Annotated in this window: 8 protein-coding genes; all 8 read left to right on the forward strand. The window is 37.1% G+C overall.

From position 1 onward, the window contains the following. Positions 1-9: 9 nt before the first annotated feature. The 8 genes from NCC77_RS16770 (at position 10) to NCC77_RS16805 (ending at position 17,632) form a co-directional block, all read left to right on the forward strand. Entirely contained in the window at positions 10-567 is a 558-nt protein-coding gene (locus NCC77_RS16770; RefSeq protein ID WP_250836630.1) for a YciE/YciF ferroxidase family protein, read from the forward strand. Between the two features lie 441 nt (positions 568-1,008). After that, positions 1,009-1,167, forward strand: coding sequence for a hypothetical protein (locus tag NCC77_RS16775; protein ID WP_250836631.1), 159 nt, complete (start codon positions 1,009-1,011; stop codon positions 1,165-1,167). A 5-nt stretch (positions 1,168-1,172) separates the two neighbouring features. Continuing rightward, complete coding sequence (locus NCC77_RS16780; RefSeq protein ID WP_250836632.1) at positions 1,173-1,463, forward strand: hypothetical protein; 291 nt, start codon at positions 1,173-1,175, stop codon at positions 1,461-1,463. A gap of 753 nt (positions 1,464-2,216) precedes the next feature. Continuing rightward, positions 2,217-3,233 carry a M64 family metallopeptidase gene (locus NCC77_RS16785; RefSeq protein ID WP_250836633.1) on the forward strand — a complete coding sequence of 339 codons (1,017 nt, stop codon included), beginning with the start codon at positions 2,217-2,219 and terminating at the stop codon, positions 3,231-3,233. 366 nt (positions 3,234-3,599) lie between these two features. Beyond that, the gene (locus NCC77_RS16790) at positions 3,600-6,650 is read left to right on the forward strand and encodes a DUF6603 domain-containing protein (RefSeq protein ID WP_250836634.1); all 3,051 of its coding nucleotides are present in this window, start codon (positions 3,600-3,602) and stop codon (positions 6,648-6,650) included. Further along, positions 6,647-10,054: a hypothetical protein gene (locus NCC77_RS16795; protein WP_250836635.1), complete on the forward strand. Its 3,408-nt coding sequence runs from the start codon at positions 6,647-6,649 to the stop codon at positions 10,052-10,054. Before NCC77_RS16790 ends, NCC77_RS16795 begins: the two co-directional genes overlap by 4 nt. An 8-nt stretch (positions 10,055-10,062) precedes the next feature. Then, a complete protein-coding gene (locus NCC77_RS16800) occupies positions 10,063-15,828 on the forward strand; it encodes a hypothetical protein (protein WP_250836636.1) in 5,766 nt (1,921 codons plus the stop codon). Next, positions 15,821-17,632: a hypothetical protein gene (locus tag NCC77_RS16805; RefSeq protein WP_250836637.1), complete on the forward strand. Its 1,812-nt coding sequence runs from the start codon at positions 15,821-15,823 to the stop codon at positions 17,630-17,632. The genes NCC77_RS16800 and NCC77_RS16805 overlap by 8 nt, the downstream gene beginning before the upstream one ends. Positions 17,633-17,708: the final 76 nt, after the last annotated feature.

The raw sequence follows: 17,708 nt of genomic DNA on the forward strand, positions 1-17,708 counted from the left end.
AAAAAACAAATGAAAAATTCAGAAAAACCCACAGAAAACAAAGCCGTTAAAAACAATTTTGTTGAACCAGCCTCAGACGCTGCAACAGAACTGAAAGAACTTTTTATTGACAGTCTTAAAGACATTTACTGGGCAGAAAATGCATTAGTAGGTGCCTTACCAAAAATGGCAGACAACGCCACTTCTCCCGCACTTGCGAGCGCGATTTTAGAGCATCTTGATGTAACTAAAAACCAAGTAAAAAGATTAGAAGAAGTTTTTGATCTTTTAGGCGAAAAAGCGGAAGGAAAAAAATGCGAAGCAATGGCGGGTCTTCTTAAAGAAGGCGACAGTATTCTTTTAGAAACAACTCCAGGAGCGGTTAGAGATGCTGGAATAATTGCCGCATCACAAAAAATTGAACATTATGAAATTGCAACATACGGAACTTTAGTCGCTTTTGCCAAAACACTTGGAGAAAACAATGCTGCAAAACTATTAACACAAACTCTTGCAGAAGAAAAAGAAGCCGATTGCGTACTAAACGACGTAGCACTAAATAAAGTAAATATTGTAGCTGCCGAATAAAATTTATTCGAACTTTTTTAATTAAACCAAAAACATCTGTACACTGTGCAGATGTTTTTTTTTGACCCTGTATCATAAACAACTGACTGTAAATCATGTAACACACATGATCCTGCATATAAAAAACGTCCCTTATTCCCCAATACATTTGCCTCGATTGCTTTATCTCCATCATTTAATGAAATTTTTTAGATAAAAATCATCTGGAATATAGACACAAAAACGACAAGCTTTAAAATGATATAAGCATCTGACGTATTAAATAGAAAAATCAGATTAAATAATCCGATAAACTAATAGTAAGATTTTATGCAAAAGGTAATTACATCAAAAAGAGATAACCTACTGTTAATTATATAATTACTAATAGTCTTAAGTATAAAATCAAACCATATATCAACTCTACATTTACCTCAATAAACAATTTAAATACAAATAGATATGAAAAGTTCAAACACAAAGAAAAGCACTAACAGTGCTAAGTCATCAGATAAAAAAACTGATACAAAAGAAAGTGCTTCTAAAAGCGATTCTAAAAAAGATTCAAAAGAGGAATCGAAAACTTCGGCTGATACAAAAAAAGGCGCCACTAAAAATTAATTATTATGAGTACAGATGAAAAGGAAAAGAACGGTCAGGAAGACCAGTATTTTCAAAATGACAGAAGACAATATGAAGATCCTGATATTGACTCACCTCCAGCAGATCATTCTCTAACAGAAAATCCAGAACCAGACTACGGTACTAATCTTGCTTTGAATGAAGAAGATGATCGATCCGATGATGATGAAAGTCAAGATGAAGATAATGATCTGGATGAAGATGAAGATGAAGATGAAGATGAAGATGAAGATGAAGATATTGAAGAGGAAAGAGACACTTATGATAAAGAATAGTTGATACCCTCTTTAAAAGGAAGCTGCCTAAATACAGGCGGCTTTTTTTTGTATTGCTTATCTAATACAAAATGTAAAGCCCTTTTACCACGGCATCTGCATCCTACGATGTGTCCGTTTTCAATTTTCCCATAACCTAATTTAAAGAATAGTTCTTCTTCAGTAAAAAAAGCAATCAATAAAATAAAAATTTTGCTGGTAAGTAATCAGTTGTTAAAAAAAATGAAGATCTTTCTTTTTTTTTTATCTTAGCAAAAATTTTACTTCTATAACTGCCTCATATACAAAATTTTATAAAGCCATCTTTTTAAATAATCTAATTTTTGTATATACAATTTCAGTGTTTTTTTTTGAGAAATTATAGTTCAAACAAAATGATATTCTAAAATATCATTTGTTTGAATACCGCAAATCAATTTGCATTTTCATTATAATTTTAGGATTAAATAAATGACACGGATATATGATTTTCAATTTAATTATTAATTAAAAGAAACTAATATGCCAACTCCTATCCCTACAGGTATAACACTTGAAACCATTATCTATAATGGTCCAACAAAGGACAAAAAAAATCTTCTTTTTTTAGGCGATGGCTTTAGCGCAGGCGACAGAGCTCTTTTTGACAGAACCATAAACGAGGTTGTGGCCCGATTTTTTAGAAAGGCTCCTTTTAATCTTAGAGGAGTTCGAGAACATTTTAATATTTTTAAAGCATTTACGCCATCACCGAGCTCGGGTATTTCATGTGCCGTGCCTGTCGACGCTAACGGAATAACAGTTCCAGACAATCCTGGTACGGCTGGACCGGCTGTTGGCACTATGATGCAAAAATCAAATGCATTGGGACTAACTTATGGCTATCTGATAAACGGAGCGCCAATGGCTAGACTTATAGGACCTAAAACCGGCGATGAAACCTTAATAATGGATTTTATTGCTACGCTTACCTTACCTTCAGAAGCTGTGGCAGATAATTTAATACCGCAATGTTGGGCTGCTCCTCCAAGTGGTATGTCTTCCTCTACAGGAAAAGACCATGCATTAGTCATTGTATTGGTAAATGATGATAAATATGGTGGAGGTGGACATCGCGATTTTGCAATGGTCTGTTTAGGCGATCAGCCCGGTTTTCAAGGATTATCAACTTCTGTTGCGGGTATAGACCATACTCCAGGCACTCCAAGAAATAATTATAATAATCTTGCTGCCGTGAGCATGCATGAATTAGGGCATTCGCACTTTAGATTAGAAGATGAATATTCTGAAATAAATACACCAGCCATCGCAACTACAGCAGGCTATTTTGATGGTACTGATGTGCGTCCTAATGCTGTAACACGGAGAGATGTGCTTGATACTGTTACGAATGCATTTGACCCTAGTAAGGCCAAATGGTACAAAGACGCTTATCCAGGCAGCTCAGAAAAATTAATCGGCACCGATGCCTTTACTTATATGCAAACCAACCTCAAACCCTTATGGGAACGACCTGCAGGTACTGTATGCGCTAATATTGGTTTTGATGGATCTACGAAGTACCCACCTGTATCGGTAAGAAATGGTATTCGCTATCCACAACGAATTATAGGTTTATATGAAGGGGGCGCCAGAGAAGGCTGCGGTGTATATATTCCTGCAGGATCGTGCAGAATGAAAAGTACAAGTTATGATAATGATTTTTGTTATGTATGTAAATATGCAATCATAGAAAAGATAGACCCAACATTGCTGGAAGCTTTGTATCGAACTTTTTACCCAAGACCTTAAAATAATTAAAAAATGGCGGCTGATAAAAGTACATTTGAGTTATTAATTGAAGAGCTAGGACAGGCCATCAATGGTGTGCTCAATGATATAGGCAATCCTGTAAAGTCCCCTCAAACCACTTTATATTTCCTTCGCAACTTGGGTTGGAATGTTCCTGAAAGTACAGACCTCTCTTCGTCTCCTCTTAAATTTATCAATAGCTTTTCTTCCATTAATCTTAATAATACTTCCGATTACAGCTCGCTTATCGGATCGCTAAAAAATGTAATAACCGATTTCGACTCCATCAAAGATAATCTTGGTCTTGGTGCAACATTATCTGATTTTGGCACAAAGTTTCCTAGACAGCTTCTTGATTATATGATCATGCGGCATATGCAGTATGAACATCCAAAAATTTCTGCTTTCTTCCTCTTCATTGGCATTTTTGACAATAGTTACCAACCGGCTGCATTGCCTGCCCATATTGCCTACAAACAATATCGCATTGAATGGGAAAGATTAATCATTTTTCTACAAGAACCACATCGCATACCAGAAATTGTGTACGGATGGGGTACACCAACTTATGACGGTAAATTATTAATAGAAAATATTGAACATTTACTGAATGCGCTAGAAATCCAAACTGGCGTTTATATGCCTACTGGAGATATTACTTCCCAATATAGTTTAAGTGGTGATGCCTTGTATGTTCCATTTTTTGATCTTGATACGGTTAAAGCTGGACTGGAAGTGTATCCTATTGCAACAGACAGTACTCCAAATAACGCGGGGCTGGCTGTATCGCCATTTTTTATCGGAAGTGCTGAAACAGAAATTGTAATCAATGAAAATTTTTCCTTACTTATTAAGGGCGGACTTAAAATAGATAAAACAACAGGAGTAGAAATAAGACCCAAAACGGCCATAACTTTATTTGATCTTACCGCTGCCTCTGCTATTGATGGTACTCTTGAAATAACTTTTCGTATATCGGGCCCAGAGCATTTGGTACAATTGGGTGCGCCAGAATCTACCAGACTCGAAATAGGAGCTATAGAATTAACTGGCAAAGCTCAGGTAAACCAGCAAGGCAATGATTTTACTATTGAAATTGCCGTTAAAGATTCACGTGTTGTAATAGATTTAGGTGGCGGAGATGGATTTATTTCTTCTGTACTTCCTTTGGATCCTATAGAAGTTCCTCTCGATCTTACTGTAGGATACTCCACCAAAAATGGCATTTACTTTAAAGGAAGTGCAGGAATACAGATTCAATTGCCCATCCATATTTCATTGGGACCTATTGAAATTAGCGGTATAACCATCGAAATAAAAATAGAAGACCGAAAAATACCTATATCTGTAAGTGCTGATTTTAAAGGCGAATTGGGTCCGCTTACAGTGGTTGTAGAAAATATTGGCGTGAGCACCAATTTAAGTTTCCCCGAAAATAACCGTGGAAATATGGGGCCATTTGATCTAGGCTTTGGCTTTAAGCCACCAAATGGACTGGGGCTTTCTGTAAATGCCGGAGCAGTCATTGGCGGCGGTTACTTATTTTTTGATTTTGAAAAAGAAGAATACGCAGGTGTACTAGAACTAACAATTGCAGGATTTATTTCTGCCAAAGCAATAGGATTGATTACGACAAAGATGCCAGATGGCAGTAAAGGTTTTTCAATGCTTATTATTATCACGGCAGAATTCTTTCCTCCATTTCAACTAGGTTATGGTTTCACATTGAATGCTGTTGGCGGATTATTGGGATTGAATAGAACCATGCTGTTGGATCCATTAAGAAATGCCGTGCGCACTGGAGCAGTAAACAGTATCATGTTTCCACAAAATGTAATTGCCAACGCGCCAAGAATCATTAGCGACCTAAAATCGATATTCCCTCCCTATGAAGAAAGATTTCTAATTGGCCCGATGGGAAAAATTGGCTGGGGAACGCCAACTTTGATTACACTTTCACTAGGTATTATTATTGAAATACCTGGAAATATTGCTATTCTGGGAGTACTTAAAGTAGCATTGCCAACAGAGCAAACACCACTGGTTCAAATACAGGTTCTATTTGTGGGAACTATCGATTTTGACAAGAAAATGTTAACCTTCGACGCGAGTCTCTATGAATCATTTATTCTTACTATGACTCTGGAAGGCGATATGGCAGTGCGTTTGAAATGGGGTGATCAACCTGATTTTTTATTGAGTGTTGGAGGTTTTCATCCGTCATACACACCTCCCCCGCTTTCATTGCCTACTATGAAACGCCTTTCTCTCACTATCCTAAATACAGACATTGCCTTGATACGGGTAGAATGTTATCAGGCAGTAACATCCAACACGGTACAGTTTGGTGCTAAGGCAGAGATAAAATTTGATCTTAGAGCATGTGTCATAGAAGGAAATATTGGTTTTGATGCCTTGTTCCAGTTCAGTCCATTCTATTTTATTATTCAGGTATCGGCCAGCTTCAAACTTAGTGCCGCTGGTATTGATATATTAAGTGTAAGGGTAAGAATGTCTCTTGAAGGACCAACTCCATGGAGAGCGAAAGGTACTGGTAGTGTTTCTATCTTGTTCTTCGAAATATCTGCCGACTTTGATGTTACTTGGGGAGAAGAAAAAAACACAGCCATACCAGAAGTGGCTATCTATCAAAAATTCCTCGACGATTTACAGAAAAGAGAATACTGGAGTACTATACTCTCAAATAACAAAAATCTTTTAGTATCACTTCGAAAAATGGAAGAGTCGGCAACAGCGCCTCTTGTGTTACATCCTGCAGGATCACTGGTAGTACAACAAAAAATACTGCCATTACAAGTAAAAATTGATAAAGTAGGAAGTCAAAAAGTGAATGATGTACAAAAAATCACGATTAAAAAAGCAACTAGTGACGGTAACGAACTAAAAATCACAGAAGTGAACGACAATTTCGCCCGAGCACAATATCAAAACCTTACCGATTCAGAAAAACTGTCTAAGCCTTCTTTCGAAAAAATGCCAAACGGCGTTCAAATATCATTGAGTAATACCATTATCAAAAATGGAAAATTTGTACGAAAAAATGTCGCGTATGAAATTACCATTATCGATAAAGAGCCTGTAAAACCATTTAGAAAAGGAAGATTCTTTATGCAAATCGGCATCTTGTTCAATCATTTCCTAAAAGGAAACAGCGTGTCTAAGTCTACTTTATCTAAATCTCATTTGAATAAAATGCAGCCTTTTGCAGAAAAAATTTCTATAAAAGAAGAAGGTTATACCGTAGCCTTAAAATCAAACAATAAGGCACATACTGCGCACGCAACATTTGAAAGTGAGATCATGGCGCAGACCTATATGGAGGAGCAAATTGCCAGACAGCCAGGACTGAAAAAGGAGCTTCAAATTATTCCTAATTATGAATTACAATCATCATGAGCGAAACATTAGCAAACTACTCTTTTTTACCATGGTTACGCCAAGGATTATCTAACAACATCATTAAATTCGACAATGATAGTTCTGTGCTTTTGCGTGCCTCTATAAAAATAGCACTCGAAATCGAAGCAATAAAAGTAGATGGAAAAACGGAAGACAACAGAATATTACCAGATAAAGAAATTCAACTTTATGGCCCTGGTGACATTGTAGGTATAGATAGCAAGGCAATTGTAAAAACAGAGCCCAGAAACTGGATCACAAATTTTGAACCTAATTATTTACCTTATATCGAATTTTACGAAGAAGATTTTCCATGGCGATACACGCCCGCAAGACCTTCCGAAAACAAGCTTCGTCCTTGGCTCACACTCATCGTACTAAAAGAAGATGAATTTGAAGAGGGCCAGAATATGAAAGATAAACCGCTGCCTTTCTTTAAATTGAAAAGCGGAAAAAACACTGCCGATATTTTCCCAAAATCATCAGAACTTTGGGCATGGGCGCACGTACACATCAATACCGATCTTTCTAATGGAGCAAGCGCAAACACCGCAAATCCAGACAATATTACTAATGCTATTAATAATTTAATTAATAAAAATCCTGATAATGCCTACTCTAGAATCATTTGTCCAAGAAAACTGGAACCCAATATTGGATACTATGCTTTTCTTATTCCCACTTTTGAAAGCGGAAGACTTGCTGGATTAGACTACGAAATTCCTTCCACATTAGCGGCAACTAAATGTGCATGGGATGACAGCAATGTTTCCGAATTTCCGTATTATCATCGCTGGCATTTCAAAACAGGTAATATGGGTGACTTCGAATATTTAGTAAACCTATTACAGCCAAAGCTTGCTGATAAAAGTATTGGAGTAAGAGATATAGATGTGATACATCCTGGTTCTAATCTTCCTCCGATAAATGACCCTGAACTCCACAATATTCTAAAACTCGGCGGTGCCTTAAGAGTCCCTTTTGATTCGATGAAGCCTGCCGATAAAGCAATTGCAAAAAAATATGATGAATGGGATGAACATCCCTATCCGCATCAATTTACCAAGGCTATGGCCGCAAGAATAAATCTTTCTGATGATTATAGTATTGCATCAAAAAATATGGCGCAGGTAAATTTTGATGCTGGAATTACTTCAGAAAATGACCCTACAAAAGGTGATCCAGATCCGGTAATCACTTCTCCATTATATGGCACATGGCACGCACTACAGCAGCGTTTGTTGAAAACCAGCGATGGTACAGACCTTCCCAACAATAAAAACTGGATACATGAGCTAAACCTTGATCCGAGATTTAGAACCGCTGCAGGAATAGGAACTAAAGTTATTCAGAAAAATCAGGAAGAATATATGCAAGCGGCTTGGGAGCAAGTAGGTCGTGTTACAGAGATTAACAACAAGTTCAGATTTGCACAACTCGCATTGCAAGTATCATTAAAATATTATAACAAACATCTGACGCCGCTGATTACCGAAAAAGCGTTTATGTTTACGTCACCCGTTCAAAAAAGGATTATCTACAAAAACCTTACTGTCTATCAAACCATATCAGAAAGTACGATACCAGCTGTAATGACTTCGGGCAAATTTCGTAGCATTACAAGAACAAGAGGTGGCTTCATGAAGAAGTTAAACTTTTCTGATACTGTTACGCCTTATAATTTAATAGAGAGAATAAACAACGGCGAAGTTGTTGTTGCACCGCCAAAAACAGATCCCGAAGGCGCAATAAACCTCACCGACCTGGCCGAGGAGATGGCCCCAACAGATATTCCGCAATTGATTGTAGAGCTCTTAAAGAAATACAAGTGGTTCAAATTTTTGCCTCTGTTATTATTGATATTGCTTTTCTTATTCATGCTACTATTCGCCGCATCGTTAAGCGGATCTGTGGTATTGGGACTTATAGGAGCTGCATTGGTATGGTTCTATCTAAAATTAAAAAAATGGAACAACGATGTTATGGCAGCCGCTGCTGTAACACAAGACAGTCAAACGCCTGCTGCAGTAGACCAATATCCTGTTAGTCCTGGCTTTGTTATAACATTACCCGGAAGCACTTATACACCAACAACTGGCAGTACAGACAGTGAAGAAGCAATTAAATTTAAAACTGCTCTAAAAGATGCTTTTACATTGATAAGTATTAAGTATCCAGATCCTATACGCAAACCTGTGGATTTAAAAGACTTAACTACTTCAATGGTAAACTTACTAAACCCCGTTATCACTATTCCTAAGAGAACCCATCACAGTATTACTATCCCTGCTCGTATAGCCACCAATATGGTCGAACAATTTGCACCAGTAATGGTATATCCGGAGATTGATATCCCGATGTATAAGCCATTGAGCGAAATGTCTTCAGAATTGTTTCTGCCAAATATCAACCTTATTGAACAGAATAGCATTACACTTTTAGAAAACAACCAAAAGTTTATTGAATCTTATATGGTCGGCATTAATCATGAAATGTCAAGAGAATTGTTGTGGAGAGAATATCCAACCGATCAAAGAGGTTCCTATTTTAGACAATTCTGGGATGTACAAAGTTTCTTGCCTCCACAGCCTGAATCGGAAGACTCAGCACAAGAATTAAGAGAAAAATTAAGAGATATTCCTAAAATACACGAATGGTCAAAAATTAATAGTGCAAAAGTTTTTCCTTCACAAGCAGACTCTCCATTGAAGAATGAATTGGGTCAGCATAACCAAAGGGCGCTATTAAGCGGAAAAACACAATTGGTGTTGGTGATAAGAGGAGAATTACTGAAAAAATACCCAACAGCAGTAATATATGCACATAAAGCAGATTGGGGACCTGATCAAACTATTATACCAGACCAGCCCGCTCCAAAACCCAGAAGTGTAAGTGAAGAAAGGATTTTTGCAAAACTTTCTGCAGAGGACGAAAAAAATCCACCACAATCTATTATCAAAACGCCCTTGTTTGAAGCAAAAGTAGAACCAGATATTTATTTTTTCGGATTCGATCTTGATGACGAGGAAGCAAGAGGTAAATTAAATCCAACTTCGATAACGGATGATCCCGGCTGGTTTTTTGTCATAAAAGAAAGACCAGGTGAACTGCGCTTTGGACTAGACATTGAAAAAGCGAAGAATGCGGCAGGAGTGGAAAAAATTGTAAACTGGAACAACCTTTCTTGGAAAGATATTCAAACGACTGACGGAAGTTGTATTGAAATGAATAAAACAGTGACCTTAAAAACACCCAATGCTGATGATCAGGAAAATATAGAACACCCAGATGATGTGCAAGCAAGATGGTCCCCTGACACCAATGCCGCAGAACTTGCCTATATCCTTTATCAGGTTCCAGTACTTGTTGGAGTACATGCTAGCCGAATGTTACCCAAATAACTTTAATTATGAGTGATCTAAAAAACATACAGGACGCACAAAACAGTAACCGAAAACAATCGGCTGCGGTGAACATTGAAATTCAAAAGGCGCAAGCTGCATTGGAGAAACTAAATGCTGACGAAAAGGAAGAATTAAAAAGTCTTAATGAACAAGAACGCGAATCAAAGAAGTTATTCAATGAAAAACAAAGAAACCAAATAATAAAAGATATTGGAGAACTAAGAGATTCAAAAAAATCGATTAAGGCCAACTACGAAAAGATAACTAATGCTTTTTTAGCACAACTTGATCCTATAAAAAAGATTACAGAACTAAACGACAACATTCCTATTCTGATGTTTCCATTACGTTTAGAAACAAGATTCAAATCAACTGGCAATCAAAAACAGCTTTGGTTACGAGTTTATCCCGATGATTGTAATATCAATAGTAAAGAAGAACTGTTATCTGAATCTGAATTGAAAAATGCAAAAGCCTTTTGGATAGAAATGTGGAAAGCAGGCGGCATAAAAGCAGATGAAAAAGCGGCTTGGAGAAGTTTAGTAAATAGCCATGGTACGGGACGTTCTGCTTATATCATAAAAGAGTATAAACCTGCCAATACTTATACTGTAAGGCCTAGCGCGGCATATAAAATATTTGTAGTAAACTCTTCCCTTTCCTTAAGCTCGGCAGAAAAAGATGCCGCAACAAAATATTGGTCAGCTATTTGGTTTGCCAAAGGCGACGCTGTAAAAATTGATAAGGCAAAAGAAATTTTAACCGCGACAACAAACTCTGCTACAGCAACATTAATACAAGAAAACTATATTCCGGAAAATATTACTGATGAAATACCTGAAGAACAAGACAGCAGTAAAATCATAATTTCTGAGATTGATCTTCCTGATTATACCGCTAAAAATGGTTCTTGGACACAGTCGGCTAAAACAATGGGACTGCCCAATAAGTTTGTGGTAACCACCTTTGATGGAAATGTAAAAAAAACAATCCTGTTTAATAACCCTGTCAAAGATCATTTGGCTGTAAGTGTGGATCCTTCTTTAACAGGCGATGACCAGCTTAAGAAAGATGATGATAAAAACCTTATTCTCAATGATGAATTGAGCTGGATGGTAGATTTTGAAAAAGCAGAACAGGCTGGAATGGCAACAAAAATAGACCTTACACCTGAGGAAGCGCAAACCGGTTTTAAAAAATTATTTGTTACAGGCATAAGATTCACTTCTGATGAAGCTGATGGCCAAGAACAACTGCAAACATTATTTACGGATCATTTTTACAGCAAAAATGGTCTTGAACTAATAAAACAGGGAGCATCTACAAATAATACTGAAGATGCACCTGCTGCATACACTTGGACTGACAATGGCGATGATAGTTTTGATTCGTTTTTTAGCAATTCTGAAGATTTTGTTTCGGCAGATACACCAGATAAAAAATCAGATGGCGAAAAACTGGCAGATTGCCTTGGAATAGATCCTGCAATATTAAAAAATGTGAAAAATGCCAATGGTAAAGATCAGTTAGAAGCTTATGCTATGAATACGGCACTTTTTCCAGCAACGTTGGGCTATTTTATGGATGAAATGATGGATCCGTTATTCACCGACAGGGATATCGAAGCGACCAAAGCATTCTTCTCTGGCTTCGTTTCAGGACGAGGGCCTATACCGGCCATACGAATCGGAAAACAACCTTACGGAATTCTGCCAATATCGGTCTATTCCAAATTAAATTTCTTAGGAAGAGACAATAACACAGACTTATCCAACAACATTAGAACACCATTTCTGCCAAGACTTCACAGATGGCTGATGAAAATGGATAGCAATTGGGATGAATTATTAATAGATGTCGCACATATAGGTAAAACAACAGATGATGCCCACAAGCTATTATTAAAAATTCTAGCATTGAATGCCAATTCAGTTGAGTTTCATCAGCGCTATGCACAGTCGAAAAATCAAATGCACAATCAGCTAAATCTGCAGCATCATTTTCTTTTAACCCCAAAATTTGAAAAGAAAATGCAGGAAAAAGCAAAGCAAATTTTAAATGAGCTTGGAATTGACACCGTTCCTATACTTGAAAAATTCTTTCTGAGCCGTCCTAATCTATTGAGCGGACCATTTATTGATGACGTACCCGATTCAGAAACCTCTGCTATCCGTCCCTATAGTGCAAACGGATTGAATTATATCGAATGGCTGGTTGCAACAGCAGGCGATACCGTACGCAGAGATGATTTTGGTGGTCAAGAAGCCCCGACAGCACTACTCTATTTACTTTTAAAACACGCGCTTACCCAATCACAATCCAATGCGGCGGCAAATGTGTTGGCAACAAACAATCTCATTGCCAGCAGAAAAGTATTTAAAGATCCTGATTTTTTACATGTAGAAGCCAAAGGTATCGGAAAAAGTAAATACGAACATTTGTTCAGTACCTATCCTACTATCACTGGAGATGCTACAACGAAATTAATAGATTATATCCAGAAACCCAATATTTTACACAATCTGGCAGAGACGGAACAATTGAAGGAAACAATTGATGCTCTGAAAATACTGGAGAAAACACCAACCGCAAGATTAGAACGTTTATTAACCGAACATCTAGACTGCTGCAGCTATCGAATTGATGCATGGAAAACAGGTTTGGTACAATACAAACTTACGGAACAACGTTTAAAAAACAGCAAAAATACTCAGCCTTCAAAAGGCATCTATCTTGGCGCTTATGGCTGGTTGCTGGATGTCGAGCCACAAAATAAATTACTTACCAACGAAACGCTTACACCAGAACTGAATGAAATATTCAATAAGGAGAACATTGCGCCACTTCAATCAGACAGTAAAAATCTTGGTTTCATACATGCACCTTCCTTAGACCAAGCCGCCACCGCTGCTATTTTGCGCAATGCTTATGATAGCAACAAAGATGCCGGCAGTGGCAATCCTTTTGCTATAAACCTCACATCAGACAGAGTGCGTGTAGCCGCTAATTTTTTAGAAGGCATGCGTAATGGTCAGCCTCTTGCGGCATTACTTGGCTACCAATTTGAGAGAGGTTTGCATGACAAATACAATCTTGGCAAAGGTGAAGTAGATAAATTTATTTTGCCTTTGAGAAAAGTCTTTCCGTTGGTGGCAGATAATCTTGTAGATACTAAATCAAAACCAGAAGAAAATGAAGAAATGATAGCTGCAAACAATGTACTCGATGGATTAAAGTTCATTAATTATGTCAGAGAAGCCTCTGTTAAGGTATATCCTTTCGCTTTGGCGTCAACTTTTAATTTACCCACAGCCACTTCAGATCAAGCTAAGGCAATAAAAGAAGAACTCGACTACATTATCGATATCAACGATGCGATATCCGATCTTGTAATGGCAGAACAAGTCTATCAGGTAGTGCAGGGAAATTTTGAAAGAGCATCCGGAAACGCAAATGCATTTAGCAAAGGAGATTATCCCCCAGATATTGACATTATCAACACGCCTAGAAGCGGTGTAACACTTACACATCGAATGGCTATTCAGTTCGATAGTGATGCAACCGCAATTTCTGGTGCAATAGCCCGAGCAAAAGCTGAACCAGCTGTTAACAAATGGCTTATCGAAAATTTACCGGCGCCAGAAAACGTGATTTGTAATATTGTCTACAGTAACCCTCTTCAGTCCGATATTCCAATCACCGTTTCTCAAAAAGAACTAGGACTGGAAGCAATTGATCTTTTATACGTATTAAACACGGATACTGAACAATCAATGACCGAATTGGATGATAGAATATTGAATTTTGTACGTTATACCAAATCAAATCATCCCAAAACAACCATCAAAATAAATTATACCGAAGCTGTAAATACAACGAATAAAGCGAATGTTTCTTTCTTTGAATTGGCTGCCTTAATAAAAAGCTTACGCAAAATATTAATCGGATCTAAAGCGATAACTCCTACTCAGGTGATGTTATCAAAAGAATCTGCAACACCAACTAATCTCGATGATGTGAAATTGAAGACAACGGTAGAAAATTTAATAGATATTGATTTTGATAGTGTCAAAACAAGTTTAGAAAATATTAGCACCAACACACATTCGTTTACCAGCATTTCGGCACAGCTTTATAATGATATTGGAACACTCATAACTGACCCATCCATAAAAGACAACATCATTATACAATTAAAATCTGATCTCAAAAACTATCTTGCTGACCCAAATCCTGCTAACAAAGCTACAATCCTGACTGCATTTGAAAACAGTATTAATTCTATAGGCGTACCTTCAACCATTAACACTTTAAAAACAGCCTATGATAACTACCTAGAGCTGTATGCAAATGATTTTGTCCATTTTGACACCTTGGTAAAAGATATTTCTACTCAGTATTTAAAAACAGCGCTTTTTGATAATGTACAAACAGGAATTGGCTTTATTCATAGCGGCGTAACGGTCATTTATGAAAATGTATTTACCAAACTAGATATTTTAATAGAAAGATGGGGTAAAAAATTAATTGAAGCAGAACTCATAATGTCGGCTTATACTACAACAGCCGATCCTGACGAAAAAATAGAATTACTTCAAAAAGCAGAACAGCAAATTTCATCTGTTTCTACTTTTCCAGTTTTACCATTGGCTTCTTATAAAACCGCATTTGATACTAAGAAAGCCGATTTTATTAGTTTATTGAACAACATTAAAGCACTAAAAACAAATAACAAAACCACAATTATTGATTTTTTATCCGATGTAAATACAACCATTAAAGAGGTAAGCCTATTCGATACCGTCGCATTTGACACCGTAACCGAAAGTAATAATACCAACACAGAGCTATTGCAATTGGCTTTATTGAAAGAAGATATTGTAGTATCGCTAAACAACCTTCAAAAATATATTGAGAAAAAAATAAACAATAGTAAAGCCTTAATAGCCGAGGCTGATGCAACAGTTGTCAATGCCGATAAAATTACTACCCTTATAAAAGCTGCAAAAATAATACTGGGAGATGAAGCTTTACTATTGCCACGCTTTACGCTGAATAGTAATTCTGCCGCTGAATTTAATAACGCTCTTACCGATAAAGACCAATTATTAACTTTTATAAAAGCGACAGAAAACAGCCTATTTCCAATTGAAGACTGGCTAGGAGGAGTTGCCAGAGTGAGAGATAAAGCGCACCATTGGGAAAACATTGTTTTTCTTACCGATGCATTCAAGTCAACAGTCGAAGTGAACCTTACTGCCCTACAATTTCCTTATCAATCCAATGATCGCTGGCTGGCCGTAAAATTTAGAGAGGATACCGCCACAGAAAAAGATGAAAATGGCAAATATATCTTTAACATCAAAAATGATAAGTTGCTCTATACTGCACATTTTGCAAAAGGTTATGATAATACCAAACCACAATGCGGTATTGTAATAGATGAATGGACCGAAGTAATTCCCGCAAATGAAGAAACAACCGGAATCGCTTTTCATTATGATCAACCGAATAGCGAACCTCCACAAACAATGTTTTTGGTAACACCTCCGCAGATAACCGGAAATTGGAAATGGAACGATATCATTGAATCTATGGAGGAAACTCTAGAGATGGCTAAAAAACGTGCTGTAGAACCTGCCCAAATAGAGGGTTCAAGATATGGACAGTTTCTTCCAGCAACCATAATGGCTGTAAGCATGCATTGGATTACCGCTTCTGTCAATCTGGCTCAAAACAATAATATTTATAAAAAAATAAACAATGGTTAATCCTATTAAAAATATCAAAGAAGCACTTGAGCTAAAGCTATTCCCGACCGTAATGATGTGGAATAGACTTGAAGGAAGACCACGCGCCCATAATTTTGACCGTGCACTAAAAGCCGAAGTAAGAGATGCATTATGGATGCTTACCAAACAATGGCAAATGGGAGAATTTAAAGCCGATGATGCAGGTTCTCCTGTATTTGCAAAAATTCATATTACCAGTTCGCATTTACAAAAGTACAAAGCGGCTGCAAATGCCATTCAAAATTTTGAAAACAATGTCCCTCTCGAAGCAAAAACAGAACAGAAGAAGATTGCTTTTAAAAGAGAAGAAAAAAAAATAAGCATTGATATTAGGCTGCAAATGGGCAGATACTGGTTACAATTATTGAAAAAATATGCTCTTAATTACCGAGATATTTATATAGAAAACTATGGTTTTACCATGCCTCCAAATAATCGTGATAATGCCGCTATTTATGCTCATAAAAATGTGTGGCAACAATATGCAGCTATAAGCGGAAGAGCAATGGATGGTTATGCGCTATATGAAAAGATTATTTTGGGCACATCCGCATCTGACGGTATTGTCTTAAGCGATCCTGGACATCAAACAGTACTTGACAATGATCTCACAAATGACTTTAAAGACTGGTATGCTAAAATATATCTTCAGCCGAATGATGAAAAGAATACTGCTTGGCTGCCTAACAAATTAGAATACCAATTTGAGTGTAGCGCAACAGCTGAAAAAACAGAAAAAAAATTGTCTGCTGCTGAATATTATCAAGGACATCCGGATTGGTATGTATTTGATATTGAAGAACAAAAAACGAATGACACAGGAGAGCCACTCAACAAATTCACCGATACTTTTATACCTTCTCACATTGCATTTGAAGGCATGCCGGATCGAAGATGGTGGCAATTTGAAGATTCTAAAACCGACCTCGGAGATATAAAACCCTCAACAACGGAACTTTCAAAACTATTATTAATGGAATTCGGATTGGTTTTTGCTAACGACTGGTTCCTAGTTCCGTACACACTTCCAATTGGTTCTTTGGCCAATATTGAAGGCCTCACGGTGAAAAACAACTTTGGAGAAACCATCTGGATTAAACCAACTGAGGAAATAGGCAAAGAGAATATGAGTTGGAGTATGTATAAATTACATTCAGAAAAACAAAATAACACACTATTTCTCTCCCCAACTGCAATGAAAGTACATGAAAGTGATCCTATCGAAGAAATTGTATTGATAAGGGATGAAATATCAAATATGGTCTGGGGAATAGAAACCGTTATTCCTTCTCCAGCAGGTATTGGCGAAAAAGGAAGCGAAGCGGCATTGCGTGTGCGTCAATTTCATGAAAACATCGTAAACAAAAATACCCCAATTGCAACATTACCTTATTCAGCCAAAATTAGTTATCAGGCTATGAGTAATGTTCCTGAAAACTGGATCCCATTTGTGCCGGTACATAAAAAAAATGATAATAGGGAAATCCAATTACAGCGTGCCTCTTTATTAAGAATTATAGAAAAAGATCAGGAAACGCCAAAAAAAATCAAGCCGCAATCCAGTATTCTGCGCGAAGGTTTGGATGAAATTCCAAAACCATTACCCTATTATATTCATGAGGAGGAAATACCAAGAGCAGGTGTAAAAGTATCACAATCCTTTCAGCGCACGCGTTGGCTGAACGGAGAAGTATTTGTATGGCTTGGCATGAAAAAGAAAATCGGAAGAGGCGAAGGCAGCAGTAATCTGGCTTTTGATCAAATCAAAGATGTCAAGGATTAATTGAGTGATCACCGTTTTGAAGCTGCCTCAGTTTTTTACCATAAAAACGTTATGGCAGATTAGCATACGATTTAGA

The sequence above is a fragment of the Flavobacterium tyrosinilyticum genome, assembly GCF_023656565.1.
GTDB lineage: Bacteria > Bacteroidota > Bacteroidia > Flavobacteriales > Flavobacteriaceae > Flavobacterium > Flavobacterium tyrosinilyticum.